The sequence below is a fragment of the Paenibacillus mangrovi genome, assembly GCF_022898935.1.
Lineage (GTDB): Bacteria > Bacillota > Bacilli > Paenibacillales > Paenibacillaceae > Paenibacillus_AQ > Paenibacillus_AQ mangrovi.
On record NZ_JALIRP010000008.1, the window covers coordinates 87,269 to 112,716 of the forward strand.

A 25,448-nucleotide genomic window follows, 5' to 3' on the forward strand; every position below is an offset into this window, starting at 1 on the left:
ATGACAAGTTCTCCCCTGCAGACTTCATTTTAGGACAGACATCATCTGCCTATCTTCGGCATATAACTGTATCACTTTGACAAATGAAATTTTGGCTAAGTCCTGAAAAGGAATGATAGCGGGTGGACAATCGACAAGGAAAGGATGAGCCGTCATGTGCGGAATAACCGGTTTTGTTCAGTGGAGCGGCGATTTGACACAGCATTCGCAAACTCTCGTAAAAATGACGGAGACCTTAACCCCAAGGGGACCGGATGCATATGGAACATGGATTTCAGGTCCCTGCGCTTTCGGTCATCGGAGGCTGAGCGTCATCGATCCGGAAAACGGGGCGCAGCCCATGCTTGTATACGATGATGAGGATTTATACACCATAGTATATAACGGGGAATTGTATAATGCGGCAGAACTGAAACGCGAGCTGCTGAAAAGAGGACATCACTTCCGGACTAATTGCGATACGGAAGTTCTTTTGATCTCCTATATCGAATGGGGGCCTGCTTGTGTCGATAAGTTTAACGGCATTTTTGCATTTGCCATCTGGGATAGCGTGCATGAACAGGTATTTATAGCACGCGACCGGCTGGGAGTGAAGCCCTTCTTTTACAGCTACATCGGAAGAACATTGATCTTCGGCTCCGAACCTAAAGCACTGCTTCAGCATCCCAAGGTCGAGCCGGTCGTAGGCGCGGAAGGATTGGCCGAAGTTTTCATGATCGGACCTGCGCGAACACCAGGTCAAGGAGTATATCGGGATATAAAAGAGCTGCGTGCCGGGCATGCCATGATTTTCAGTCGCAGCGGCCTGAAGCCTTATGTCTACTGGAAGCTGGACAGCCATCAGCATGGAGACGACACGGAAGCAACGGCTGCCCAGCTGAGAGAGCTGCTGCAGGATACCCTGGAGCGTCAACTTGTTTCTGACGTTCCGGTCTGCACCCTGCTATCAGGCGGCCTGGACTCAAGCGCCTTAACGGCGCTGGCCGTTCAGTATTACAACCGGACCGGACAGGGACAAATGGATACCTATTCCGTCGATTACGTCGGTAACGACAAGCACTTCAAATCCCACAGCTTTCAGCCTGGAGCCGATGCACCTTGGATCAAGCGGATGGTCGAGGAGCTGGGAACGAAACATCACTTTATCGAGTTTGATACACCCGAGCTGATCGAGTCGCTGAATAACTCTACTCTGACGCGGGATTTACCCGGGATGGCCGATGTCGACGGCTCCCTGTACCTATTTTGCCGGGAGATCAAGAAAGGCGCCACCGTTGCCGTATCCGGTGAGGCGGCGGATGAAATATTCGGCGGTTATCCATGGTTTCACCGGGAAGAAATGCTGAACTCTAATGCCTTCCCATGGGCTGTTGCCTCCGAAATGCGCGCGAGCCTTCTGTCTCCCGAAATCCGGGAATGGACGCGGCCGCTTGACTATCTAGGTGACCGCTACACAGAAGCCGTGAGGGAAGTGCCGAAACTTCGCGGAGAGGACGGCAAGCAGGCCCAAATGCGCGTTATGTCCTATCTGAATATTACCCGCTTCATGCCCACCCTGCTGGACCGAAAGGACCGGATGAGCATGGGAGTCGGTCTTGAAGTCCGTGTTCCTTATTGTGACCACCGCCTGGTGCAGTATGTATGGAATATCCCATGGGAGATGAAAATGACCGGTGGCCGGGAAAAAGGCATTCTGCGCAAGGCGCTGGAGGGCGTTCTACCGGAGGATGTGCTGTACCGTAAGAAAAGCCCATATCCCAAAACGCATAATCCGGACTTCCTAGCAGCGGTGAAAAAGCAAATGATCGATATTCTCGACGATTCCTCTTCGCCGATCCTTCCCCTTATCAATCAGAAAAAAATCCGCGAGATCGCCGCTTCGCCTGAAGCTTCCTCCAATCTGCCCTGGTTTGGCCAGCTGATGTCGGGACCGCAGCTGTTTGCGTATCTGTCTCAGGTCAATAACTGGCTAAAAACGTACAATGTTGCCATTAGATAATCAACTGCAGCACGAAAAAGCCCATTCCTTCCAGAATGGGCTCTGCCTATTTCTATAATGCGATTTCTAAGATGAAAAGGTACCTTCTACCTTCTATTCCTTACCCGATCACACCTTTGGACAAAATCAAATTTCCGTACAAGGCCTTCTCTCCTGTCGCAATTACTGCGTAAGCTTTTTTCGCACGCTCATAGAATTCGAAGCGCTCAATTTCTGCAAACTCAATGCCTGCTTCCGCCTTATCCACCAAACTGCGGTATACATCCCACACCGGCGTCTCTACCGGATCTCCAGGCACCACCTGCATCAGCATCACCGGGTGGGTTACATAGCGGTTCAGCGGAAACAGCTCAAGCACAGCCTCCAGCAGCTCAGGAATCCCGTGGCCATCGGCACGGACCAATCTTTGCGCCATCGAAACGGCCGGGAAATTGGCATCTCCAAACACGATTTCATCCCCATGCCCCATTTCGCACAGGATCTTCAGCAGTTCTGGTGATAGCAAAGGGGAAATACCTTTCAGCATCTTGAAACCTCCTTTAAGCATCTTGATGGTATCCTCTACTTATTACGACATAAATTCGAAGCAATCCTTCTCAGCCTGCAAAATACTCATAGAATACAAAATCCGTACATCCTTCCGGCTGTAAGGCCAGAAAAACATACGGACTATATGATTCTATGAAATGCGAAGATCCGCTACTACCGGAAAATGATCCGAAGGCATCTTACCCAGATAATGATCCACGATGGAACCGTAACTTAGAACATGAACCTGGTCGGTCACGAAAATAAAGTCGATCGGGCTTTCAAACTCGATCCCATGCTTATCCTGCGGCGCAAGCAAGTCCGGAAACATCCGTGCCGCCACCTCTCTAGAATCAAAGTCCTGGAACGTAAATGCCGGCCCGAAGTGGTTATAGTCCGCCACCATGCCTGCATCCCGCAGTAGGGCAGAGCCCGACTCATTCTTTTGAGTAAGCACCCGGTATGATACGGAATCCGAAGTCACGTTGAAATCGCCTGTAAGCACGGCCGGAATGCCTGCAGCCAGGTCACCGATCCGCTTCAGGATCAGATGGGCGCTTTGTTCCACCGCCACTTGCCCCACATGATCGAAATGTGTATTGAAATGCAGGAAGGTTTGTCCCGAGTATGTATCCTCAAACTCTGCCCATGTCACCACACGCCGGCAAGCGGCATCCCAGCCAAGCGATCCCGGTTCTTCCGGCTGCTCCGACAGCCAGAAAGTATTCTGTCGCAGCGGTCTCAGCCTTTTTTTGCGGTAAAATATGCAGGAGAACTCCCCGTCTCGCTTTCCATCTTCCCTGCCCACACCGATCCAGCCGTATTCCGGCAGCAGCTGCTGCAGATCCTCAAGCTGGTTATACAGCACTTCCTGCAAGCCGACCAGATCCGGTCGGTGAAAGCGAATGACGCCCGCCACCAGCTCCTTGCGGCTGAGCCAGCCATTTTCGCCTTCCATATCATAGGCATTTTTGATGTTATAGGACATGCAGCGCAGCTCAAGCTCTATATTCCGCTTCTCTACTGACATTTCGCTCACTCCATTCTGGACATATAATTGAACTCTATTAAGACCCATCATACCAAAAATCAGGAGAATACGAAGAGGATTTCCGAAAAAAGCGGATCAATCAAAAAAACCACAGTAATCCGGAACACCGAATAACTGTGGTTTTGAAATCATATAGAATGCTTAAACCTCTGGCTGCTTCAGCATGCTGATCAGGCTCCGCAGCGCTGCTCCCCGATGGCTGATAGCCTGCTTCTCCTCCATGGAAATCTCAGCCATCGTCTTCTCGTAATCCGGCAAATAAAAGAGAGGATCATATCCAAAGCCGCAGCTGCCTGCCGGCTCGACCGTAATCCATCCGTCCACCGAGCCACTGGATTCCATATGGACACCGGTGGCTGGATTATACAGCACCAGCGTGCAGACGAAGCGGGCGGTACTGAGCAGGGGCTGCTCTGTATCCTCCCCCATCTTCTTGTCTTCGAGCAAACGTAGCAGCTTCTCGTTGTTCTCCTGATCCGAAGCATGTTCGCCGGCAAAACGGGCCGAGTATACGCCGGGACGGCCATCCAGCTCATCCACGCAAAGGCCCGAATCATCCGCCAAAACCGGCAGACCAAGGGCATCCCCGACCGATTTGGCCTTCTTCAGCGCATTCTCCGCGAAGGTTGCGCCATCTTCCACGACCTCCGGAATTTCTGGATAATCGAACATGCTTTTTACTTGTTTCCCAAGCTGTGCAAAGGCATGCTCGAATTCCTTCACTTTTCCCGGATTCCGGGTTGCCACAATGATCAGTTCGCTGTCCAGAATCATGCTTAAACCTCTCTTCCTGGCTTGCCGGAGCCAATCATTAGAGCAATCGGTCCAAGCATTTCCTTCTGCTTCTCGATCAGCTGCAATATTCCCTTCTCGCCAAGCTCCAGCAGCTGATTCAGCTCCTCGCGGGTAAACGGACTCTCTTCTCCGGTTCCCTGCAGCTCAACGAAGGTTCCGCCGCCAGTCATGACGAGGTTCATATCCACCTTCGCACTCGAATCTTCCTCATAGTTTAGATCAAGCATCGGCTCTCCGTTCACGACGCCTACGCTGACCGAAGCCAGGTAGTCCGTGATTGGAAATACCGGCAGCTTGTGATGCTGCGCAATTTTACTTACAGCGATTGCAAGCGCAACAAAGGAACCGGTAATCGAGGTTGTACGCGTTCCCCCATCCGCTTGAAGCACATCGCAATCGAGCGTAATCGTACGCTCGCCGAGTGCACGAAGATCAACTACGGAGCGCAGCGCTCTACCGATAAGCCGCTGAATTTCCATCGTCCGGCCGCTGAGCTTACCGCGCGCGCTTTCCCGTTGATTGCGGGATTGCGTCGCCCGCGGCAGCATGGAATATTCCGCCGTCACCCAGCCTTTTCCTTGCCCCTTCAAGAATGGGGGAACCTTCTCATCCACCGTTGCCGTGCAAAGCACCTTGGTATCTCCCATTTCTATGAGCACGGAGCCCTCCGCATACTTGTTCACATTTACTGTCATTTTCATCGGCCTGAGCTGATTACTGCTGCGTCCATTAGATCTCATCTTTTCTGCCTCCTACATTTACGCGTCCTGTGATATAGATTGGATCAAGGATGCCCCTCATCCATTTCTATATGTTAGCAAATTTTATTTTAACAAACTGTCGGCACAAAAGCACCCTTGGAAGACATCTTACAACGGAATTTCGTTGATGTAGTCAGGTCTTGATACCGGCTTGCTGTAATCCTGATTGTCAAATCCGATCACCTTCTGAGAGCCATTCATGTCAATTTTGACCTTCGCGTTGCTGGTATTTTCAGATATGGTCAACACGACGGATTGAAGCAGCTCATTCGGTATTTGCTCATCCTTTTCAAACATATCGTCCTTCAGCGCAACCGTAACCGTACCGTCTTTGGCGGTTTTTACCGATTGAACCGAGGTGCCGTCTGTCATCACCTGCTCGAGACCGTCATTCTGCTGCGGACCCTGGATAAGCTCGTGCAGCGCTGCAGTCAGTTTATCTTGTCCAGGCTGCACCAATCGCGTCACCGGAACATAATACGAGTACACTCCATCCGAAGAAAGTGTTGCGAAATATACGGTTACCGGTGTTGAGTTCATTATGCTCGCGCCATCCCCTTTTTCCAGGTTGATGCCAAAGCTGCGGCTGAGCGGCTGATTCAGCGGCGTATCCTTAAGCGGCATTTCGGTTAGCATCTGACCGTCAACGGAAAGCTGCACCTTCTGTACACCGGAGAATCCGGTTAAGGTCCAGGTGACAGCTTCCAATATTTTGCGCTCGTCCGGCGCGTTATATTTGTTAAATGCACTGTTGAAGTCAACGACCGCCACCTTTTGCTCCTTATTCATCGTTACACTGTTAATGACGGTTCCTTTGGGCAGCACGCCCGAAAATCCTTTTGGCACATATTTGGCATAGGCTCCGCCCTCCACCATCGCCTGAAGCGCCTGCTTCATGTTGCCTTCATCCTTCGCTTCGGGAATCCCGAGAGATATAGGTGCGAGCAACCCTTTTTCATTCATCAGATATACGGTTGTCTTCGGTCCGGTTTGTTCTCCCTTATTCGTTGAGACCGGGCCTTCCGTCATGTTCAGCATTTGCTGTTCAATCTCTGCCGGCGGCTTATCAATATCCATGGAAGATTGCGATCCGAACAAGCTGCAGCCGGACAGCAATACAGGAACAGCCAGCAATCCGGCAGCGGAAATGCCGCGAATTTTATTGATGTTTTTCATATGCATGGTTCCTCCTAATCATTTTGTACAGATTGTACTACCATGTATACGAGCCCTCTCTTCAAAAAATAACAGCCGGTCCCACAAAAAAACGTGAGAAAGATTATTCATAAATCCAAGTATAGTACGCGAGGTTTTGGGTAAAACTGGACAAACGGCATGGTATGGGGGAACGTACAATCTTCCTACCACAACGATAACGGGGGGATACGATGAGTGATCCGAAGCAGGAAAAGATTCCTTATACTCTGGACAGTCAAAAGGTTGCCAGCGCAACCCGTGAATTGCTGCATAAAAGAGGCGTAAAGCTGGAGGAAATCGCCAAGCTCGTCATGTTCCTTCAGAAGAATTATTACCCGAATCTGACGATGGAAGAATGCTTGCACAACGTGGAAAAGGTGCTTGGTAAACGTGAGGTGCAAAACGCAGTGTTAACTGGCATTCAGCTGGATGTGCTCGCCGAGGAAGGCAAGCTAATTTCACCTTTACAGGAAATGCTGGTGAATGATGAAGGCTTGTACGGCGTGGATGAAATCCTGGCCTTTTCCATCGTCAATGTGTATGGCAGCATTGGTTTTACCAACTACGGATACGTGGATAAGCTGAAGCCAGGTATCCTGGAACACCTGAACGATAAAAGCACCGGCGAAACCCATACTTTCCTGGATGACATCGTAGGGGCCATAGCTGCAGCGGCAAGCAGCCGGATCGCACACCATAAGCAGGCCGAGCGTGAGCAGTAGATTTAATAAGGTTATGATCCCAGAGGATGAATGAATATGCCAAATAAGGACGGCTCTATAACGATAAGAGCGGTCCTTTTTTTAGTGTCATAAGCTCGAATGCCGATTTATTTCATCTTGTAGCATATGATGCCGTCTTCATTGCAAAATACGGTAATTCGTTCTCTTCGCTCCAGCTCCCGTGTATGCGCAAGCGTCTCGCACATCGCAAATCGCATTTGGTGAATTCCGAGCTTGCTGCTGAAAAGAAATGCACAGAGCTCAAATCCGGTGGCTGGTGCAGAAGCGAGCAACTGCTCGATCTTCGCAAGACGCTCCTCATGATGCAGCAGCAGCGCCTCCAGCCGTTCTTCGAAATGCTGAAAAGGATTCCGGTGCCCGGGGTAGGCTGTGCTGACCTTCAAATTCTTCAGCTTCAGCAGCCCCTGCAAAAAGGATTGCAGCGGCTCCGGGTCACTGCCCGGCATCAGACTCACATTCGGAGAAATCTGCGGCAGTACGGCATCCCCGCATAGAATCTCGCCGCTCTCTTCATGGTAAAAGGACAAATGTCCCGGTGCATGTCCCGCCGTTTCAACAGGCAGCCATTCGCGTCCGCCCATGGAGAACAGCTTCCCTTCTGGAATAAAGGCTACTTCCGGACGTGGTGTAATCTGCGATACAAAGCTGTTCATATGTACTTCGAGCTGACTTGTCCATTCCTTCGGCATCCCCTGGCTTCGGAATAGTTCCGGCAAATCCGCATTCATCGTGGACTTCGGCCCCCACATCAGCTCTGTTTCCTGAAAGGCCCGCTCCGATATCCATACTTTGCAGCCGGACTGCTGCTGAATCCAGCCTGAGCAGCCTAGATGGTCCGGATGATGATGCGTCAGCACAATATTTTCCACTTCGCTAATGGCCCTGCCTAGTTCTGCAAACGCCCGCTTCCACTCTTCTTCATTTTCCGGCGTATGAGGTCCCGGATCTATGATGGTTAACCCTTCCGGTCCCTGCAGTACGTAACTGTTCACCCAGCGGAGCGGAAAAGACATCGATATTTTTACTTGAATGATTCCGTTTTGATGATCTGTTATTTCTGGCATGTTCACTTCATGAACCCTCTTTCCTGAACCAAAATGGAATAAAGGTATGAATCCACGAACCCGCCTATGTTGGAGATGAGATGTTCCCGCAAATGCCCTTCCTTCTGCATGCCGAGCTTCTGCATTACACGCTCCGAGGCCGTATTTTCCGGACGGCAGGTTGCGTAAATCCGGTGCAAATCCAGCCGACCAAAGCCTAGTTCCAGCATGGCGCATGCACTTTCATATGCATATCCCCGCCCCCAGTAATCCGGGTGAAAGCAGTAGCCGATTTCTCCGTTAGCACCGCTGACATGCAGGCCGACGCCCCCGATCATCTCGCCGCTCGCTTTCAGGGTAACGGCAAATTCATAGCCCACTCTTGGCTCCTGCTGCTGCATTGCGAGCATGGAATCAATGTGTTCTTTAGTTTCCTCGGGCGTGTTAGGCCCCCACAACGTATACTTCGTGACACTCGGATTCGAAGCGTAACGGTGCACACTCGCAAAGTCATCCTGCTGATACTCACGGATCATAAGTCTTTCCGTTTGCATGATCATCATGATCCCCTCCTGGTCTTTCGGTTCGTCTTTATTCAGATTAAAGCATTCGTATGATCTTGCCAAGCTTTGAATCTGCGGTTGATACCAACAAAATAGGATGTAACTCCTTCTACAGCAAAAACGGTCTACGCTTGATTCGCGAAGACCGTTTTAACAAATGTTTTACCTAGGATTAGAAGACAGCTTATTGGTCTCTCTGATTAACGAGAAGTATTGATCTGCCAATACCTGCTGATATTCCGGTCCGAGGGAGTCAGAAATTGTCACCACATCTGTAGGTGTCATACTCCATGCAAGCAGTCCCAAGGATACGAACAATGGTGATTTGCCATCCCATTTTGCTTTCGCATCCACCAAAATCTTTTGAGCATCCTGAACACTGCCGACGCCCTGAATGGTAGATACAGGCAGATTGCCTTTCACAATATCCACGCTATAATGGTCCTCCCAGCTTAGGAACAATCCATCCGAATGGAGATTTTCCTTATAGGCTTTTGCTACTGCATTGCTAAGAGGAACGTTCTGGTTTGCAACCCGGTTAAGTACATATGGAACCGTCATTCCGGTCTTCTTCATGTACGAATAAGATTGATCCAAAAAGGCCGGCAGCGTCTCTTCAGGCCAAGCATTCGGGTAGAAATAACCCGCTCCCGACGGACCCGCAATCAACTGATCATTTGGAGTTGCCGTACTCTTGTAATACTCAAGCATGGCCGGAGCCGCGTCATAGAGCACCGGGCTGGACGTCCAGTTGATCGGCACCTTTCCTCGGTTTGGATCGTCCCAAAGATTTCGCATGCGATGCTGGTTATATTGCAAATTATCCCCTTCACTGAATGTATAGGTTACATAGATTTTATTCTCTAGTTTTGGTGCCTGTGGCTTCTGAGCCGTAGGATATGGTTGGGCATTTTTGCCGGAAAATACGGTCATGTTGCTGAACCAGTCTGCAGCAAGCACATATACGCTATGGTTCGAAGTAATTTCAACCCCGCTGAATTCGCCATCGGTATCGTTGCTGAACCAGCCCAGGTATGGTGTTCCGGGCTTAACGTCGGACATGATCTTTTCGAACAGTGCTTTTTGCTCCGGCACATTGGAATCCAGCCAGAAGACCATGGCCTTGTTCGCTACCGCGTAGTCACGGAGATAGCCATAAGGCTCCTTCTGTTCCGAAGAAGGCGGCTCTTCATTCCCTGCATACACTTTATACTGATTCCACATATCTACGGATGCCGTCAAATTCTTCGTTTCTTGCGGTACTTTAAATTTATATACAAAGTATCGTCCGTTATCCGCAAACCGGTGTCCTCCGTTGCCGCTGGACAACTGCGAGTTTTGAGCATCATATAAAAACGGCTTTTCATCCTCCGTCCCAGGTATGAAGTGCGCAATCACCTGATCATCTGCCTTAATGGTGACCTCATGTACCGCAGCCCCCCATCCGTCCTGTGGGAACGCATCTCCAAAACGGAGATATACCGCTTCGTTGCCCAAAAACGGGGATAAGTCCAAATCGTAGGTTTTCCGGTTCTTCCCGTCACGCTCTTGGGTCGTTTCCTCTGCGATCACCTTAAAGGATTCCGGAAGACCAGGAGGCAGTTTTATTGATGTATCCGGGCTAAGTCCAATTAACATCCGGTGCGTCGTCTGCTTCCAAAGATTGTCGTACTGCCAGTTGTAAGCATCTATCCGGTCCTTAAATTCCCCCTGAAGATCATCCAGCACTTTCAAATTATACGGAGAAGCAGTCAGTTTGGAGCTGAGCTCAGGACTCGCAACTACAGCGTTTTTTAAACCGGCGAGCGTCGTTGCGACGTTAATGCTATCAGGTACTTTGGGGTCATAGACAATGATGCCCTTCACCTCATTTTTGAACTTGGATACAATCTCCCAGGAGGAATCATGAATCGTATACGGGACATTCAGATCTTTCAACCACGTCTGCTTCCCCTCCTCCTGACTTTCAAGGAGGTAGATCCGCGGCTCTTTACGATTCACAATTCCCTGCAGCGTGGCCATTAATATTTTGATATCTCCGGGTTCGTCATAGATATCTGCCACATCCAGCTTTTTAGCTTTTGCGAACGATGGGAGCGCTTGCGATTCAGGCCAGCTAATGTTACTAGAAGAGGAAGACGAACTGGCTGCCGGCTCCGCAGATGCTCCCAAAGACATGGACAACAGGCAGACCAGAGTAAGACAGACCGTAGTGAATTTCCGAATCATGAACAACACACCTCAACTTTATCTTGATTTGGTAAGGCATATTAAAGAAAAAACATACTTCTGTCTGTAATCAGCCGTTAAATTGTAAAATTGACTTATAGTCGAAATCACCTCCATTATCGCTTTATTATATATATTTAATATATGTAATATGTTATTTAAAGACATTCGACAAAACTTCTTAGAAAAATAGTGCTGGGGAGACAGCCATTAGTTCAAAGGTGGTGCATGAAATCATGAGTTCAGGTCTGCCCCAGAAACGTCAAGTCGACATCTCCTCCAGACCACCCGTTTTTTGCCGAAATATCAAAGAAAATAAAGTGACAGCGCACTCATAAAATGACAAACGTTTTCATATACAAGTGATATAGTGAAATTGCACTTATGAATAGGTGTATAAAATGGAGGGATTAAACATGGAAAATTTCGAAAACGAACTGCTGCTGTCCGACGAAGAGGTACAGGAATCTCAAATCGACGACATTGAAGAAAGCGAAGACGAGGAAGAAGACGAAGAAGCTGAAGCTGAATTCGAATCCGATGAAGAAGAAGAAGATTCGGAGGAAGATGAGGAAGAAGATTCAGAGGAAGACGAAGATCCCGAGCAATAATGGTCTCCAATCCCTTCTCCCAGAACTACACACTTATACAAACCCAACCTGTTCAGTCATGAACAGGTTTTTCACTTTTGGATAATGCCTATGCCTTTAAAAAACAAAACAGGCGTTAGACCCTTTTGCGGAGTCCAACACCTGTTTTTTGTATTGGTGGCATGTTTATTATTTGCTTAAAGTCTCGGTCAGAATCGGCACGATTTGCGATTTGCGGGATACAACGCCTTTCAGCACCGCCGTATTGTTTTGCAGCTTCACATTATACGCGGTTTCAACTGCAGAAGCTTTCTTGCCCAAAGCCAAGGCTACGGAATCGTTGTTCAGGATGTCGGTTACAACGAACACGAACAGATCCAAACCTTTTTGGCTGATGATGTTGTTCAGGGCGTCTTCTAGCTCTGCTTGACGGTTCAGCACATCATTGGTATCGACGACGTTCACTTGGGCAATTTCAACCTTGTGAGTGCCCATTTGGAATTCCTTGGCATCCAGAGAGATGAGCTCAGCGATCGTTTTGCTGCTCATGTCCGCTCCGGCTTTCAGCATTTCAAGACCGTATGTTTCCAGGTTTACGCCGGCGATCTCAGCCAGTTCACGCGCAGCAGCCACGTCTTCCTCTGTACAGGTTGGGGATTTCAGTAGAAGCGTATCCGAAACAATCGCTGATACCATCAGGCCAGCAATTTCCTTCGGAGTAGCTACATTTTTTTCCTTGAACAGCTTGTTCAGGATCGTAGCCGTGCAGCCTACAGGCTCAGCGCGGTAGTACAAAGGATGGCTTGTCTCGAAATTCGCGATTCGGTGATGGTCGATAACCTCCGTTACGCGTACTTGATCAATGTCGTCTGCGCTTTGCTGGCGTTCGTTGTGGTCTACGAGAATAACCTCGGAAACTTCGCCTGCCACTTTCTCCACGTGGCGTGGAGCTTCAACCTTAAAAGTATCGAGAGCAAATTGAGTTTCTCCGTTGACATTGCCCAGACGAACGGCTTCCGTATCGAATCCGAGCTGGTTTTTCAAATAGGAGTATACAATAGCAGATGTGATTGTGTCCGTATCCGGGTTTTTATGTCCGAAAATCAAAGTTTTAGCCATGAGTTTTCATTGCTCCTTATCCATTTATAAAGTATAGACATTCCAGAAATGTCTTGGTCTACATTCGATTATAGCGATAATCAGGCAATATTCCAATTCCTTTACAGAGTTTTATTTATAGATGCCAAATCAGGCTTCATGAACTGTTTTTCTAGGGATCTCGTTCAGGGGCAATCCCTCTTTGTAGTAAAGTGAAGGCTGAAGCAGAACATAAAAGATATGAGTGCGTGTAAATCCCAGATTTCTCAGGTGTCCGTCTATCATTTTGGCGATGGCGTCATGCTTCTCCTGCTCCCTTGGAAACATGAAAATTTCGACCGACTGCGGGCTGTTTGTGATTTTTTCCACATGTAAAAGCTCAATTTTTACGATTTCCTGCGGAATGTTAGCGATGGCTGCCATATCTTCAACGATCGCGGGTGCGACAGACTCCACCACGTTTTTATCAAATCCCGTAAATCTGACAAAAGGCAAAGCTTTTCCCTTCTTTCTGGAGGTTCGTGTTCATGTGTACTGGTATTATATACCCTACCACAAAAACACCGGAGGAGTCACCTCACGTTACGAAGGACCCCTCCATGCAGCTTGGCTATTCCATAATTGTAGACGGGTTAGCGACTGTTTCGATTCTTTCCTGAACATGATCCTGTTCGCCGAGAAAATGGCGGTTCAGCGGCTTCAGGTTATCATCCAGCTCGTATAGAATCGGCACTGCGGTCGGAATATTCAAGTCGACGATATCCTCGGCGCTGATATCCTCAAGCACCTTCATCAGCGCCCGGAGACTGTTCCCATGCGCCACGACCAGCACCTTTTTACCTGCCTTGATCTGGGGCACAATTTCTGCCTCCCAGTATGGAACGACTCTAGCGATGGTATCCTTGAGGCTTTCCCCTAGTGGGATTTCCTGTTCGGTCAAATGACCGTAGCGCTTATCCTTAAGGGGATAACGATCATCTTCGGCGGTAATTTGCAGCGGCGGCACGTCGAAGCTTCTGCGCCACAGCTTTACCTGCTCAGCCCCGTATTTGTCGGCCGTTTCCTGCTTATTCAGTCCCTGAAGTGCGCCGTAATGGCGCTCGTTCAGCTTCCAGTTTTTATGGATCGGAATCCATAAAGAATCATTGACGTCGAGTATGTAATTCAGCGTCTTGATCGCCCTTTTCAGGACAGACGTATACGCAATATCGATCTCGTAAGGTACCTTTTTGAGCAGTTCTCCGGCTTTGATCGCTTCATGGACACCTTTTTCCGTTAGATCGACATCCGTCCAGCCCGTAAAGCGGTTTTCCTGATTCCAAATGCTTTCCCCATGTCTCACCAGAACGACTTTGAACATATGATGATACCTCCTCACTTCTGCCTCTCGCGATTTGGACATTGTATGGTGTGTCTATTCTATTTATTAACCCTTATTCCGTTCTTTGATTCATGCGCATGACATAATTATCTGAAGTCAGAAATTTCAGCTTGCCGGACTGTGCATCATATTCGTAGATCAAGATCGTACCATGCGTATCGGATTCCGTGTTGCCGTCGATGACGGCAAAGCGGTTGTCGCCAAGGGGCACAATCTGCTCATTCAATGCGTTGGATTTGACATTCAGTTCTTTAGGGAAGCTGGTGTTATTCATATCCTTGGGGTAAATATCCAAACTCCCTCCTATAATGTGGGTTGCCGTTGCGGTCTCCGTCTGTGGTTTCACCATAAACACGAGATAAACGGCGACAAACAGCATCAGTGCGCTTAAGCCAAGAATGAGTGCACTATTCTTGTTTTCCAAGTTAACATCTTTCCTTTCGGTTTAGAATACAATGTGACTTGACGTGATGTATATGTACATTGCTTCTACCGCCACCCTACTATAAAATTGAAGGGATATTACATATCGTAAGGAGGATAAAATCATTCATGAGAGACTCTTATTTATTCGGACTCATGCTGCGGAGTCGCAATGGCATCATCCAAAAGGTCCAAACGCTTCCCGAGGAAATACGCAATGTTGTGCCTGAGGGCTTCAACAACAGCATCCACTGGCAGCTCGGGCATTTGCTGACGGTAACGAATCACATTGTGTTTCAGTTTGCAGGCAAAGAATCCGTCATTCCGGATCACTATAAAGCATTCTTCGGTCCCAGCACCAAACCTGCGGACTGGACGGAGGAAGCTCCGGCTTGGGACACGTTGATTGAAGAACTGACCCGGCAGTGCAAGCTGATAGAAGATACTTTTGGCGGCAAGCTTCAGGAGCCTCTGACGGTAAAAGAAAACTTTGCCAAAGCGGAAACGGTAGGCGAAATTCTGGTGATGAACATCAGCCACGAAAGCTCCCATTCTGGCATAATCAACGCCATGATCAAGGTACTCGTCTAGAAAGCAAAGAAACCCTGGCTTGAAAGAAGTCAGGGTATTTTAATATCCATATTATTACATATGTTGTTATATAGAGACAAATCATTTTTGTCAAAATCGGGCTCTTTTGCGTTGGGTCATGTAAACCGCCCCTACGAAAAAGATAATCATGAAGAGGATCGTGATCAAGAGGGCGCCCATGGTACCTGTGCCTCCGCTTCCTTGCAGAAGGACCTTTGCCGATATTTGCGGAAGCGCCCCAGGACTCCAGGCCATATACCGCGGAAGCATGCCGTATGCTAAGGACAATAGCAGGGCCGCGCCCAGGCTGACAAAAGCAATCCCAGCCGCAGGGTTCATAAGTGAGCTGAATAGAAGAGTAAGCGATCCGGCAAACCACATCCACAGCAGATAAAACAGCGCCGCTTTTACCGCCGCAGCTGTGTCGACCGGTCCGATCATTTGCACGGTATAATACCAGGCTCCGGCATATCCGAGTCCGAAGGACGCGGTGATCAGGGAAATCATGCTCATCCATTTGGCAGCGGCATATGACACGAACGAGACGGGCTTGGAAAAAATCATCTGCGAGACGCCGCTTTGGCGTTCACCCGAAATCATCGTCATCAAGGAGAGCACCAGAATGAGGATGCCTATCGCGTTATATTGACCGAGCGTTTGGGCGAGAACCTCCGCTCCTGACGGCATCTCCATCATGATCGTCATGCCTTTGGGCATATTGCCTGCCGCCTTCAGGATTTCAGGCATAAAGCGGGTTACTATCGGCTGCATGACCCCCAACATCAAAAAGACCAACGGCACCCACAGCCATCTATAGCTGCGTCCCATTTCCAGCATTTCTTTCCGGAAAAACAATCCGAACTGCTTCATGCCTGCACCACCTTTAGGAACAAATCCTCAAGTGTGCTTTGTCCCGATTCGAATTTACGGAAGGCGACCTGATGCGAAACCGCATCAGCCATCAGCTCGAACGAAGCTTTCTCCACATCAGTTACTGTCAGCCTGGCCCGGTTTCCGGTGATCTCAGCTTGACGGACAAAAGCTTTGCTACTGATCGAGGCCATCCATTTCAGAGATACCGGGTCTCCTCCAACTTCGATCCGGATAACGGGTTCGCTGTACTCTCTTCGGATCTGGTCCAGCTTCCCTTGCAGCGCGATTTCTCCCTCTCGGATCATGAGAATTTCGTCACAAATTTCTTCGGCATCGTGAAGGACATGCGTCGAGAATAGAACTGTCGTTTCGAGCCGGATCCGCTGTAGCAGATTCAGTACATCCTTGCGTCCGGCAGGATCCAGCGCGGAGACCGGCTCATCCAATATGAGCAGCTTGGGACGGTGAATCAAAGCCTGTGCCAGACCGAGCCTCTGCTTCATGCCACCCGAGTATCCCCCGATTCTTCTTGATGCTGCATGTTGCAGTCCCACGTTCTCCAGCCATTCGTCTGTTTTGAGCACAGCATCGCGGCCTGCCAATCCGGCAAGCTCGGCTGCATAGCGCAGAAACTCTCTACCTGTCATCCATGGATAGAACACCGGCATCTGCGGCAAATATCCGATAAACATCCTGCGGTCGGTCACTGGTTTACTTTGGTCCAGCAATTGGATGGAACCCGAGGTTGGCTGGAGCAGACCCGCGAGCATGCTGATCGTTGTCGTTTTCCCCGCCCCGTTGGGGCCTAGAAGAGCAGCGCAGCTTCCCTCGGCAATCGAGAAGGCCACATCCCGAACAACCGTACGGTCCTTAAAGCGCTTGGTTAATCCTTTAACCTGAAGCAGCGGCTGTGTCATGAAACATCCTTCCTTCCAACGACAAAATAAAGGACAGAGCCCAAAATATTCCCACACACAATAATAACTACCCATAACCACTTAGGGCCCCTTGTTGATTCGGTTCTAGATAAAGAAATGAGGCCCACCACAGCCAGAATCAGCCAAATGACAATCAGTGGTGCAATCAAATCCCATGGAATATCGGTATTCACGCGTTATTCCCCCTTCGCGCTAATTATTGAGATTTATGTTTTTGCCGCTCTTTTCTACGCGGCCAGTAAATATGAATGAACCAGTACGCAATAAGCGGACTGGGGCATTGAATCAAGCCGATGACTCCCCAAAACCAGTAATATTTCGTATGGCGGCGAGCATTCGTAAACAGCCATGAGCTTTGTGCTAGCAAAATGCATACCACTAGAACAATGCCCCATAGCGGTAGCGAATCAGAATGGTAACTATGCACGACCCGACTTCACCTTCTTCCGGGATTTGTAGAAGAAACGTGCAGCAGAGGCAATGATGACGACAAACACAAGCGCCTGAATGGTAGCAAACACGGCGATGCTGCTGAACGCCAGAAGCATGTTACCTCCAATCACCACAAGCGCAGTGAGAAGGAACAAAATCCACTCTAGAAGAGCACGTTTACGCAGCTTCCGCCGCTGCACAGCTACAAGCTGCTCCAACTCATGCAGTGCCGGCGGTTCCGGATGCCGGATCGTCCGTTCCATCTGGTCGAACCCGTGCAGCAGCTGGGCGATCAGCGCCTCATCCTCCGGAGACCCGTGTTCGTCCATGTTCAGTACCTGTGGAGACTTCAAGTCCGGTTTCTGCGGCTCCATGCTCTCATGCTCTTGTCTGTTTCTTTTCATCTGTCGCCAGCTCCTTTCTTAATTGCTGCAATCCGTGATATATTCTGGATTTCACCGTACCCGGCGGGATATCCATCATTTCGGCAATTTCATCATAGGTATACCCGTAATAATGCTTGAGCAGAATCGGAAGCCGCCACTCATAATTCAGCAGAGACAGCGCTTGTAACGCATCGGTCCATGCTTCCTCCTCGTGCCTGAGCTGCCACTGCGTCTGGCGGAGAGCCTGCGCTTGGTCTTTCCAGTGCTTCTCCACCCGACTGCGACGCATCTGGTCGATATATATCCGTGTCGCCAGAGTGATCAGCCAAGAAGAAAATTTGGATTTTCCGTTATACAGATGGATTTTCTCGATGCACCTGAGCATGGTCTCCTGCGCAACATCCTCCGCCAGCAGTGGATTCATCGTCATTTTGATAAGATATTTCATTAAAAAGGAGTAGTGGGATTGCAGCAGCTGCGCCATCGCCCGTTCATCCCCGCGCTGGGCGCGTTTAATTTGCTCTTGTTCGTCCATCTGCTGACCACCGGCTCCTTTCAAAGCTTACTTTTTAAGACAAAGATGTTTGCTTTAGGCCCGTACGCGACCTGTGAAATCACCCATAATACGTTTAGGTTCTATGATTCGTTCACCGGATAATAAAAAAAATAATTCAGGAGGCTCATTCCAACCTGTACATGATTCAGAATACATATTAGCAGACCCGGTTTTACCGAGCATCGGGCGGCACTCTTTTATTTTTAAACGGTAACTATTTCACGAGAAATATGTTTACCTAAGAAGAGAGCTGACCTAACAATAAAACAAGCGACTACCTTATGATCCGGCAGCCGCTTGTTTTATTTGTAACTAGATGAGATCACTTATCACTCTCATTTTTCCTTAAAGCAAAGAACCTTCTCTCCATGCCCTCCTTATAAATAAAGAAGACATAGTACAGAAGGCCAAGGGCGCTTTTGAAGGCATCGATCAAATCTTTAATTCCCCGAGCTTGATCAGCTCGACGACGGCCTGAGAACGGCCTTTGACATTGAGTTTCTGCATGACGTTGGAGATATGGTTCCGCACCGTCTTCTCACTGATAAACAACTGTCCGGCAATATCGCGGGTCGTTTTATCCTGAACAAGCAGCTCGAACACTTCACGTTCACGGTGAGTCAATAAAAATTTGCTTTTATGATCGTTTCCCTTCAATGGTGTCACCCCTCCTTGCTCGGGTTTGTATGGTATAACAAGGTAAAGGGATACAGTCAACTCATATTATGTAAGGTCCCGATTAATGGTGTCGTTACAGGTGAAAAATAGGCTTGCGCCTTGATGGGCAGGCATCGCATGAATAAAAATGCACCCCTTAAGTTACATCGGATTCCCCGGAAGGTCCCGATTATTTTAAGGGGTGCATATTAGTTATGGTTCAGCCATCATAGCTGTTTATTCGTAGGCGCCCATGTTTACGCCAGCTCCCAGAACCCGAGCTTTTCCTTCGATATCCAGAGTTCCAATGATGTTCGTATCCATTAGTCCCGAATCAACGGCTGGCGAGGCTGATTGCAGGTGGAAATCATTGGAGGAAGCGTTCAGGAACAAAGGATCCGCGAACAGGGAATGAGCATCATTACCTGTTCCATTTCTGTATGCAGCAAAACCTGTATACAGGTTATTCTTCCAGGTCCAAGTAGCCTTAGAGCTTCCGCCTGGAGCAAAATACAAGTTATAGTCGACCACGTTCCCTGAATTTTTCGTATATCCGTTATAGATCAGCACATTCGCGGAACTGGCTACGAAAATATTATTTTCAATAATATTGTTTTGGGTGTCGTATTGAACGTACAGCTGTCCGTTGCCGTCACCCAAGGTGTCATTTTTGTACAACGTGTTGTTGATGATACGGCAGTTCACCGTTGAACCGCGCTTTGTGTCATAACCTCCCATGGCAATCCCCGTTAAGCGGTTATTATAGATCAGATTACTGCGAATCGTAATGTTGCTCGTGGCTTTCCCGGCATGCTCGGAGACGATTTCGATCCCGATGTCATTATTGTAGCTGTAGTTCCGCTCGATGATGCTGTCTTTACCCCCATCGACATAAATACCGTCTGCCCCATTGCTGTTGTTCGGAAGCTTTTTTCCGTAGGAAGGATTGTAATTGGAAGTAATATTGTACACCTCGTTGCCACTCACGAATCCGTTTCGTGCCTGATCATAGGCCGCATTTGGAGATTTGCCCTCGAACCCGATCATGTCGATGCCGATGTTGTCATTATCATGGATCTTGTTGCCCGTCACGGAAAAGGTATCAACATTGCCGTTTAACACGAGGGATTCACTGGAACCCAGCACCAAATTATAGAGCTCATTGCCTTCAATCGTAACGTCATGGATGGACTCCGGCGCTTTAGTTCCATACACGGCAATGCCGTGGGCATCCCGTCCGAGAAGATTGCTTCCCGTAGGGGTTGACGTGTTTTTAATATCATGGATTTTGTTGCTCGACAGCGATATGAAGCCTCCGGCGCCGTGAACATAAATCCCGACAGGCATAACATTGCTTATGGTCGTGGTATAGTTGCGGATTTCAAACCCTTGAATGGTAATATAATTGGCATCGGCGATGTCGATCATGCCTTCGGTACCGCTCACGGAAAGCCCTGTTCCATCGATGACGGCCTGCTCCGAATCATAGCTGGTGAAGGTGATCGGCCCTTGATCGGCAGAACCTGATTTTGTGATCTTGAGTTTTTCGTTATATACTCCGCCGCGGACGTAAACTGTACTCCCCGGACCTGCGGTATCTGCTGCATGCTGCAAAGTTTTCCATGGTGCGCTGACTGTGCCGGCATTCGAATCGCTCCCGTTTGCCGCCACATAATACTCGGTACCGGCAGCCGCAGCCACAGGCGCTTTAAAGCTTCCGATCGAAAATCCCAATAAAGCAATGCTTGCTCCCACCATCAGTGTTTTACCGAATCTCATGAATTATCAGCCTCCCCGGATTTATATATTTTAAGCCGGACTTCAGTAAGTCCGCAGCCTAAAACCAGTCAGACAGATCCTTTCTTTCCTTACCGCAGAACCGGGATGAAATCCCGCTCCGCTTCGTACAGTTCTTCGAACATATCGCCGATTTCGGCGAGTGAGCATACGGCAGCGGACAGCGGATCAACCATCAGCGCATGCCGGGCCATTTCTTTGTCACTTGCGAGCACCGCACCCACAGCCAGATCAAAAAAGGCCATATTGGAACGGCATAGAGCGGCCAGATGTTCAGGCAGACTGCCGAATCGGCATGGATTGATGCCACTTCGGTCGACCATGCAGGCGAATTCTACGATGCCACCTGCCGATAGATTGTGGATCAGGCCATCATTCGGCACATTCCCGTAGATCACCTTTGGTTCATTCTTCAACATCGCTTCGATGATAATGGCCGCATACTCATTGCTTGGCTTCAGTTCAAGCGGAAGCGTTCCTTCGAGCTGCTGAATGATCCTCTCATCGTTTTCCCTGCGCCAAATCGGCCAATTGTCCGCATAATAACCTGTTGCTCCGTTATAACCTGAACTGCAGTGCTGATCGATCAGCGATTGGCGTTTACGGTAGTAAGGGATGTATTCCGAGAAATGACCGCTGGATTCCGAAACGAAGGCCCCCAGATATTTCATGGCATCAAACCTGACGGGGTCTTTCTTCAGTACTTCGGGATCCTTCATTTTCTCCATAAGTACAGGGTATAGATCCTTGCCGGCATGACTCAGCTCTACAAACCAGGACATATGGTTAATCCCCGCAGCCCTCCACTTCATCTCCGAATAAGGGACCCCCGCAAATTTGGCTAATCGCTTAGACGTGTTCTGTATGGAGTGGCATAAGCCGACGACCGGAATTTCCGTGAATCTAGAGGTCAGAAGTGTAACCGCCGACATCGGATTCGTGTAATTAAGGATGATCGTATCCGGACAGAGATCCTCAATATCCCGAATGATTTCCATCCAGGAAGGAAGCGTGCGCAGCGTTTTAAAAAGCCCTCCTGGACCAAGGGTATCGCCTATACATTGATTCACACCGTATTTCAAAGGAATTTCATACTCATATCGGACGGTTTGCAGTCCACCCACTTCAATTTGATTAATAACGAACTGTGAACCCCCGATCACTTCTCTGCGGCCTTGGGATGCGATCACGTCCCACTTCTTTCCTGAGAGTTCTATAATTTGTTCGACCAGCTTACGGGCAATCTCCAATCGTTCCGGGTCAATATCCACCAGCGCAATCGTGCCGCCCTCAACCCCTTCAATCAGCATAATATCTGTGGTAATCTCCTGTGTAAAAGCGCTGCCGGCGCCGATAATCGAAATTTTTGTCATCGGTCTTCTCCCCTTCTATTTACTTCATGCCTGTCATCGTCAGGCCTTTGATAAATTGTTTTTGGAAAATCAGAAACACGACAATAACCGGAAGCGTAATCAGTACAGCAGCCGACATCACGACGTTATAATTGACCATATGCGTCCCGTTAAAATAAACCAGAGCCAACGGAACGGTCATTTTACTCTCGTCATTCAAAATAATGAGCGGCCATAAATAATTGTTCCAGGAATTCATAAAGGTAAAAATGCCGAGGGCAGACAGCATAGGCAGAATCAACGGCGCGATAATCCGAACCATCAGCCTAAGCTCACTGGCGCCATCCATTCTTGCTGCATCTAGCAGATCCTGCGGGATATCTTCAATAAATTGCTTGGCTAGAAAAACGCCGTAAGAGCTCACCAGATTCGGCAAAATAATAGCCATCAAATGGTTCACCAAACCTAATTTCGCCGTAACCAGGTAGGTCGGAATCATAATCACCTGAAACGGAATCATCATCGTCGCGAGAATAAGAATGAACAGCAGCTTCTGTCCTTTAAATTGATGTTTGGCAAAAATATAACCGGCAAGGGCGCTTGTAAAAAGGGTCGCTGCTGTAATCACAACGGATGTCACGGCACTGTTCATCAGCCATCTCACAAACGGCGCATCTACCAGCACGGTACGGTAGCCCTCGAAACTAGCCTTACGCGGTAAAAATGTATGCGAACCGGATACGATTTCCATATTGCTTTTAAGCGAAGACAAAACCATCCATACATAAGGCAGCAGCATCACACAAGCGGCCAAGATCAACACGATCATAATCAAACCATCCAGCCATTTATTTCTGCGGTGCATATGCGCAAAGCTCCCTCGTCAATATTCCCACTCCGTACGCCCCCATTTGAGCTGCAGTAAGGTAACCAATAAAATGATCATCAGAAACACGGTAGCCATGGCCGATGCATACCCCATGTTGGAGTTTGAAAAGGCCTGTTCGTAAATGTGTAAAGCCAGCACCCTTGTTTCATTAAACGGTTCTCCCTTGGTCATGATCTGGAACTGGGCGAAGGCTTGGAAATAGGAGATGACCGTGGTGACGGAAATAAACAGCATCGATCTTCGAAGCAGCGGTAGCGTAATATTCCTGAATAAATTCCAGAGGTTTGCCCCATCCAGAATGGCAGCCTCATAATACATATCCGGGATCGAATCCAGACCCGCAATAAAGAGGACGATATTGTACCCGATATCCGCCCACAGCGTCATCATAATGACCGAATGCAGTGCATAATGAGGATCGCTTAACCACTGTATGGGAGCCATGTGCAGCTTGGCGAGAAGGATATTAAACAGCCCGTGATTGAAATTGAACATTGTGCTCCATACAATGGCTGTTCCTGCAAGCGGAGCGATCGTCGGCAGAAAAAATACGGTGCGCATCAAACTCCGCAGCCAGCCCGTTCTGATCCGCTGGATCGCCACAGCGATCATCAGCGTGATGATCATGTTAACCACAACGGCAATAACCACAAATTTAAACGTTACCCAAAGCGACTTCACAAACACCGAATCGCCCAGCATGCGGATATAGTTGTCAGCTCCGACAAAGAGAGCGCTTGCACTAAGCGGATTGTATTTAAATACCGATAACCCGAGACTCCATCCGATGGGAAAAAAGGCAAATACGCCAAACAACAGCAGAATGGGTGCTAACGACAGGTAAATAAATCTCTTTCCGCCCTTGCGGCCCATTTGTTCGATCCCTGGCTGAATTCCTTTATTTCTGCCCGTTGCAGTGCCATGATTCATGCTCATACAACTCCGATCATTTATGTTGATCCTGACTTTCGTTGATAGTCTTTTCTATATTTTGAAGTCCCGCTTCGACCGTTTCCTGCCCGCAGGCCATCAATTGGAAGTGATCATTAATCGTTTTGAAGAAGAAATCTCGGTCGGCAATCGGGCCGATCCATTGTCCCAGCTGCAAAATATCAAGTGAGGTTTTCATATAAGGGTTCGCTTTGAGGAATTCCGGATTTTCAGCCACTGGCTTTTTAGCTGGAACAGTGAATGTGCTTACGTTCCATGCGAGTAGATTTTCATTGGAGGAGATGTATGTGATAAAATCGACGGCTGCTTTCTGCTGTTTGCTCTTCTCTGCGGCTACGAGACCCCAGCCTGACTCGGCTGCAAAGGAAGGCGGATTCGTTGTAAAGGAAGGTACGGGCACATACTCAAAGTCTTTGACCTTGTATGTATTCAGCCCTGCGGCTATGGTCCAGGGACCACGATAGGTCATCGCCGAGTTGCCTTGGAAGAAGTAATCGGAAGTATCTAGTTCGCCGCCGAACGTCGTGAGGTCTGCTACTTTATCGTCGGTAATGAGGGAGGTCAAGGCAGTCATAGCCTTCTTGGCTTCAGGTGTCTGAAAATTAACGTGGTCGTTCTCTCCCCAATATTTGCCGTTCTGCTGCAAAATCAAGGACAGGAACGTAAAGGTGATGTTGTCGCCGGATACGAAGTCAAAGCCTTTGATCTTGATGCCATGATCGCTACGCACCGTCAGTTTCTTCGCATCCGCCACAAGCTCATCCCAGGTGGAAGGAGGACTATCAATGCCGTGATCCTTTAGCATTTGCGGGTGTGAATAGGCCCGAAGTTTTGCAACAAATTACGAATAAGCATCAGACCGATGGTCTGATTATTATTGAAGGCATTGAGAAAAAACTTTACAGTTTAATCAAAAAACACGTTAAACACATCGTCGGCATTGACGTGTCCGACCCTGGCATCCCGACGATTTCATATGACCGCGTCGAAGCTGGCCGCGCAGCTGTCCAGCATCTGATTGATCAGGGGCACCGCGTCATTATGTTTATTGGAGGAACCGGCTTATCCGGTGAATTTGAGCGGGAGAAAAGATTCCGTGGCTACAAGCTGGCGCTGGAGCAGGCCGGGCTGACGGTCCATCCGCATCTTGTCCTGAATGCCGAATGGGAACCGGATCATGCCTATCACCTCATGTTAAAGTACCTTGACACGCATTGCGACCAACTTCCGACAGCCGTTTTTGCCGCTAGTGATATTATGGCGATGGCGGCCATGCGCGCCATTTCGGAGAAAGGCTACCAGTTGCCGCAGGATTTCGCCATTATAGGTTTTGATGACAATGAACCGTCCCGATATACCGTTCCTCCGCTTTCGACGATTCATGTCCCAACTTTTGAGATTGGCATGGTTGCTGCAAGAACGATTCTGCAGAGTATTCATTCCCCTTATCCGCTGCCCATTAAGATCTTGCTGCCATTTCAGCCTATTTTCAGGCAATCCAGTAATCGGAAAATATAATTGACAATAAGAAGCCTCTCTATCGGATGCTGAAAGGAATCATTCCTTTGCAGCCCGAAAGAGAGGCTTTATTCTTTCCTCGTAGAAAATAAGGATTGACAGTCACC

At 48.7% G+C, this 25,448-nt stretch carries 28 protein-coding genes; 5 read left to right on the plus strand and 23 right to left on the minus strand.

Annotated elements, in window-relative coordinates; all coding sequences use genetic code 11:
• Positions 1-154 precede the first annotated feature (154 nt).
• Positions 155-1,999 (plus strand): asparagine synthase (glutamine-hydrolyzing), encoded by a 1,845-nt coding sequence (gene asnB, locus MUG84_RS19170; RefSeq protein WP_244727775.1) that lies wholly within the window; start codon positions 155-157, stop codon positions 1,997-1,999.
• A 100-nt stretch (positions 2,000-2,099) separates the two neighbouring features.
• On the opposite strand, the gene fucU is transcribed toward asnB, so the two are convergent.
• The 5 genes from fucU to MUG84_RS19195 form a co-directional block, all read right to left on the minus strand.
• Positions 2,100-2,525 (minus strand): L-fucose mutarotase, encoded by a 426-nt coding sequence (gene fucU / locus MUG84_RS19175; RefSeq protein ID WP_244727777.1) that lies wholly within the window; start codon positions 2,523-2,525, stop codon positions 2,100-2,102.
• A 153-nt stretch (positions 2,526-2,678) separates the two neighbouring features.
• Positions 2,679-3,557 carry an endonuclease/exonuclease/phosphatase family protein gene (locus MUG84_RS19180; RefSeq protein WP_244727779.1) on the minus strand — a complete coding sequence of 293 codons (879 nt, stop codon included), beginning with the start codon at positions 3,555-3,557 and terminating at the stop codon, positions 2,679-2,681.
• Positions 3,558-3,719: 162 nt separating this feature from the next.
• Complete coding sequence (locus tag MUG84_RS19185; protein WP_244727781.1) at positions 3,720-4,352, minus strand: XTP/dITP diphosphatase; 633 nt, start codon at positions 4,350-4,352, stop codon at positions 3,720-3,722.
• 2 nt (positions 4,353-4,354) lie between these two features.
• On the minus strand, positions 4,355-5,113 hold the full coding sequence (gene rph, locus MUG84_RS19190) for a ribonuclease PH (RefSeq protein ID WP_244727784.1): 759 nt from the start codon (positions 5,111-5,113) through the stop codon (positions 4,355-4,357).
• A 129-nt stretch (positions 5,114-5,242) separates the two neighbouring features.
• Positions 5,243-6,310 carry a GerMN domain-containing protein gene (locus tag MUG84_RS19195; RefSeq protein ID WP_425313238.1) on the minus strand — a complete coding sequence of 356 codons (1,068 nt, stop codon included), beginning with the start codon at positions 6,308-6,310 and terminating at the stop codon, positions 5,243-5,245.
• Positions 6,311-6,522: 212 nt separating this feature from the next.
• On the opposite strand from MUG84_RS19195, the gene MUG84_RS19200 reads away from it, so the two are divergent.
• Entirely contained in the window at positions 6,523-7,053 is a 531-nt protein-coding gene (locus MUG84_RS19200; RefSeq protein ID WP_244727789.1) for a phosphatidylglycerophosphatase A family protein, read from the plus strand.
• A 107-nt stretch (positions 7,054-7,160) separates the two neighbouring features.
• Here MUG84_RS19200 and MUG84_RS19205 read toward each other — a convergent pair whose 3' ends face one another.
• The 3 genes from MUG84_RS19205 to MUG84_RS19215 form a co-directional block, all read right to left on the minus strand.
• Complete coding sequence (locus MUG84_RS19205) at positions 7,161-8,144, minus strand: MBL fold metallo-hydrolase (protein ID WP_244727791.1); 984 nt, start codon at positions 8,142-8,144, stop codon at positions 7,161-7,163.
• Positions 8,141-8,680: a GNAT family N-acetyltransferase gene (locus tag MUG84_RS19210; RefSeq protein WP_342346132.1), complete on the minus strand. Its 540-nt coding sequence runs from the start codon at positions 8,678-8,680 to the stop codon at positions 8,141-8,143. Before MUG84_RS19210 ends, MUG84_RS19205 begins: the two co-directional genes overlap by 4 nt.
• A 162-nt stretch (positions 8,681-8,842) precedes the next feature.
• Positions 8,843-10,909: a GxGYxYP domain-containing protein gene (locus tag MUG84_RS19215; protein WP_244727794.1), complete on the minus strand. Its 2,067-nt coding sequence runs from the start codon at positions 10,907-10,909 to the stop codon at positions 8,843-8,845.
• Positions 10,910-11,325: 416 nt separating this feature from the next.
• Here MUG84_RS19215 and MUG84_RS19220 point away from each other — a divergent pair, with 416 nt between their 5' ends.
• Positions 11,326-11,520 carry a hypothetical protein gene (locus MUG84_RS19220; protein ID WP_244727796.1) on the plus strand — a complete coding sequence of 65 codons (195 nt, stop codon included), beginning with the start codon at positions 11,326-11,328 and terminating at the stop codon, positions 11,518-11,520.
• 168 nt (positions 11,521-11,688) lie between these two features.
• Here MUG84_RS19220 and MUG84_RS19225 read toward each other — a convergent pair whose 3' ends face one another.
• The 4 genes from MUG84_RS19225 to MUG84_RS19240 form a co-directional block, all read right to left on the minus strand.
• Positions 11,689-12,618 (minus strand): manganese-dependent inorganic pyrophosphatase, encoded by a 930-nt coding sequence (locus MUG84_RS19225; RefSeq protein ID WP_244727798.1) that lies wholly within the window; start codon positions 12,616-12,618, stop codon positions 11,689-11,691.
• A 129-nt stretch (positions 12,619-12,747) separates the two neighbouring features.
• Positions 12,748-13,092 carry a DUF1904 family protein gene (locus MUG84_RS19230; RefSeq protein ID WP_244727800.1) on the minus strand — a complete coding sequence of 115 codons (345 nt, stop codon included), beginning with the start codon at positions 13,090-13,092 and terminating at the stop codon, positions 12,748-12,750.
• Positions 13,093-13,207: 115 nt separating this feature from the next.
• Entirely contained in the window at positions 13,208-13,957 is a 750-nt protein-coding gene (gene gpmA, locus MUG84_RS19235; protein ID WP_244727802.1) for a 2,3-diphosphoglycerate-dependent phosphoglycerate mutase, read from the minus strand.
• Positions 13,958-14,030: 73 nt separating this feature from the next.
• Positions 14,031-14,402, minus strand: coding sequence for a hypothetical protein (locus MUG84_RS19240; RefSeq protein WP_244727805.1), 372 nt, complete (start codon positions 14,400-14,402; stop codon positions 14,031-14,033).
• A 128-nt stretch (positions 14,403-14,530) separates the two neighbouring features.
• Here MUG84_RS19240 and MUG84_RS19245 point away from each other — a divergent pair, with 128 nt between their 5' ends.
• Entirely contained in the window at positions 14,531-14,992 is a 462-nt protein-coding gene (locus MUG84_RS19245; RefSeq protein ID WP_244727807.1) for a DinB family protein, read from the plus strand.
• 90 nt (positions 14,993-15,082) lie between these two features.
• Here MUG84_RS19245 and MUG84_RS19250 read toward each other — a convergent pair whose 3' ends face one another.
• The 11 genes from MUG84_RS19250 to MUG84_RS19300 form a co-directional block, all read right to left on the minus strand.
• Positions 15,083-15,862, minus strand: coding sequence for an ABC transporter permease (locus tag MUG84_RS19250; RefSeq protein WP_244727809.1), 780 nt, complete (start codon positions 15,860-15,862; stop codon positions 15,083-15,085).
• Positions 15,859-16,782, minus strand: coding sequence for an ABC transporter ATP-binding protein (locus MUG84_RS19255; RefSeq protein ID WP_244727811.1), 924 nt, complete (start codon positions 16,780-16,782; stop codon positions 15,859-15,861). Before MUG84_RS19255 ends, MUG84_RS19250 begins: the two co-directional genes overlap by 4 nt.
• The gene (locus MUG84_RS19260; RefSeq protein WP_244727813.1) at positions 16,779-16,976 is read right to left on the minus strand and encodes a PLD nuclease N-terminal domain-containing protein; all 198 of its coding nucleotides are present in this window, start codon (positions 16,974-16,976) and stop codon (positions 16,779-16,781) included. Before MUG84_RS19260 ends, MUG84_RS19255 begins: the two co-directional genes overlap by 4 nt.
• 246 nt (positions 16,977-17,222) lie before the next feature.
• A complete protein-coding gene (locus tag MUG84_RS19265; RefSeq protein ID WP_244727815.1) occupies positions 17,223-17,639 on the minus strand; it encodes a YxlC family protein in 417 nt (138 codons plus the stop codon).
• The gene (sigY, locus tag MUG84_RS19270) at positions 17,614-18,156 is read right to left on the minus strand and encodes an RNA polymerase sigma factor SigY (protein ID WP_244727817.1); all 543 of its coding nucleotides are present in this window, start codon (positions 18,154-18,156) and stop codon (positions 17,614-17,616) included. The genes MUG84_RS19265 and sigY overlap by 26 nt, the downstream gene beginning before the upstream one ends.
• Positions 18,157-18,609: 453 nt before the next feature.
• The gene (locus MUG84_RS19275) at positions 18,610-18,834 is read right to left on the minus strand and encodes a helix-turn-helix domain-containing protein (protein WP_036649309.1); all 225 of its coding nucleotides are present in this window, start codon (positions 18,832-18,834) and stop codon (positions 18,610-18,612) included.
• A 237-nt stretch (positions 18,835-19,071) separates the two neighbouring features.
• On the minus strand, positions 19,072-20,613 hold the full coding sequence (locus tag MUG84_RS19280) for a right-handed parallel beta-helix repeat-containing protein (RefSeq protein WP_244727819.1): 1,542 nt from the start codon (positions 20,611-20,613) through the stop codon (positions 19,072-19,074).
• Positions 20,614-20,702: 89 nt separating this feature from the next.
• Positions 20,703-22,004 (minus strand): family 4 glycosyl hydrolase, encoded by a 1,302-nt coding sequence (locus tag MUG84_RS19285; RefSeq protein ID WP_244727821.1) that lies wholly within the window; start codon positions 22,002-22,004, stop codon positions 20,703-20,705.
• A 19-nt stretch (positions 22,005-22,023) separates the two neighbouring features.
• The gene (locus tag MUG84_RS19290) at positions 22,024-22,848 is read right to left on the minus strand and encodes a carbohydrate ABC transporter permease (RefSeq protein WP_244727823.1); all 825 of its coding nucleotides are present in this window, start codon (positions 22,846-22,848) and stop codon (positions 22,024-22,026) included.
• 18 nt (positions 22,849-22,866) lie between these two features.
• Entirely contained in the window at positions 22,867-23,802 is a 936-nt protein-coding gene (locus MUG84_RS19295) for a carbohydrate ABC transporter permease (RefSeq protein WP_244727825.1), read from the minus strand.
• Positions 23,803-23,818: 16 nt separating this feature from the next.
• Positions 23,819-24,628 (minus strand): extracellular solute-binding protein, encoded by an 810-nt coding sequence (locus MUG84_RS19300; RefSeq protein WP_280521411.1) that lies wholly within the window; start codon positions 24,626-24,628, stop codon positions 23,819-23,821.
• 26 nt (positions 24,629-24,654) lie between these two features.
• Here MUG84_RS19300 and MUG84_RS19305 point away from each other — a divergent pair, with 26 nt between their 5' ends.
• Positions 24,655-25,341 carry a substrate-binding domain-containing protein gene (locus tag MUG84_RS19305; RefSeq protein ID WP_244727829.1) on the plus strand — a complete coding sequence of 229 codons (687 nt, stop codon included), beginning with the start codon at positions 24,655-24,657 and terminating at the stop codon, positions 25,339-25,341.
• Positions 25,342-25,448 lie beyond the last annotated feature (107 nt).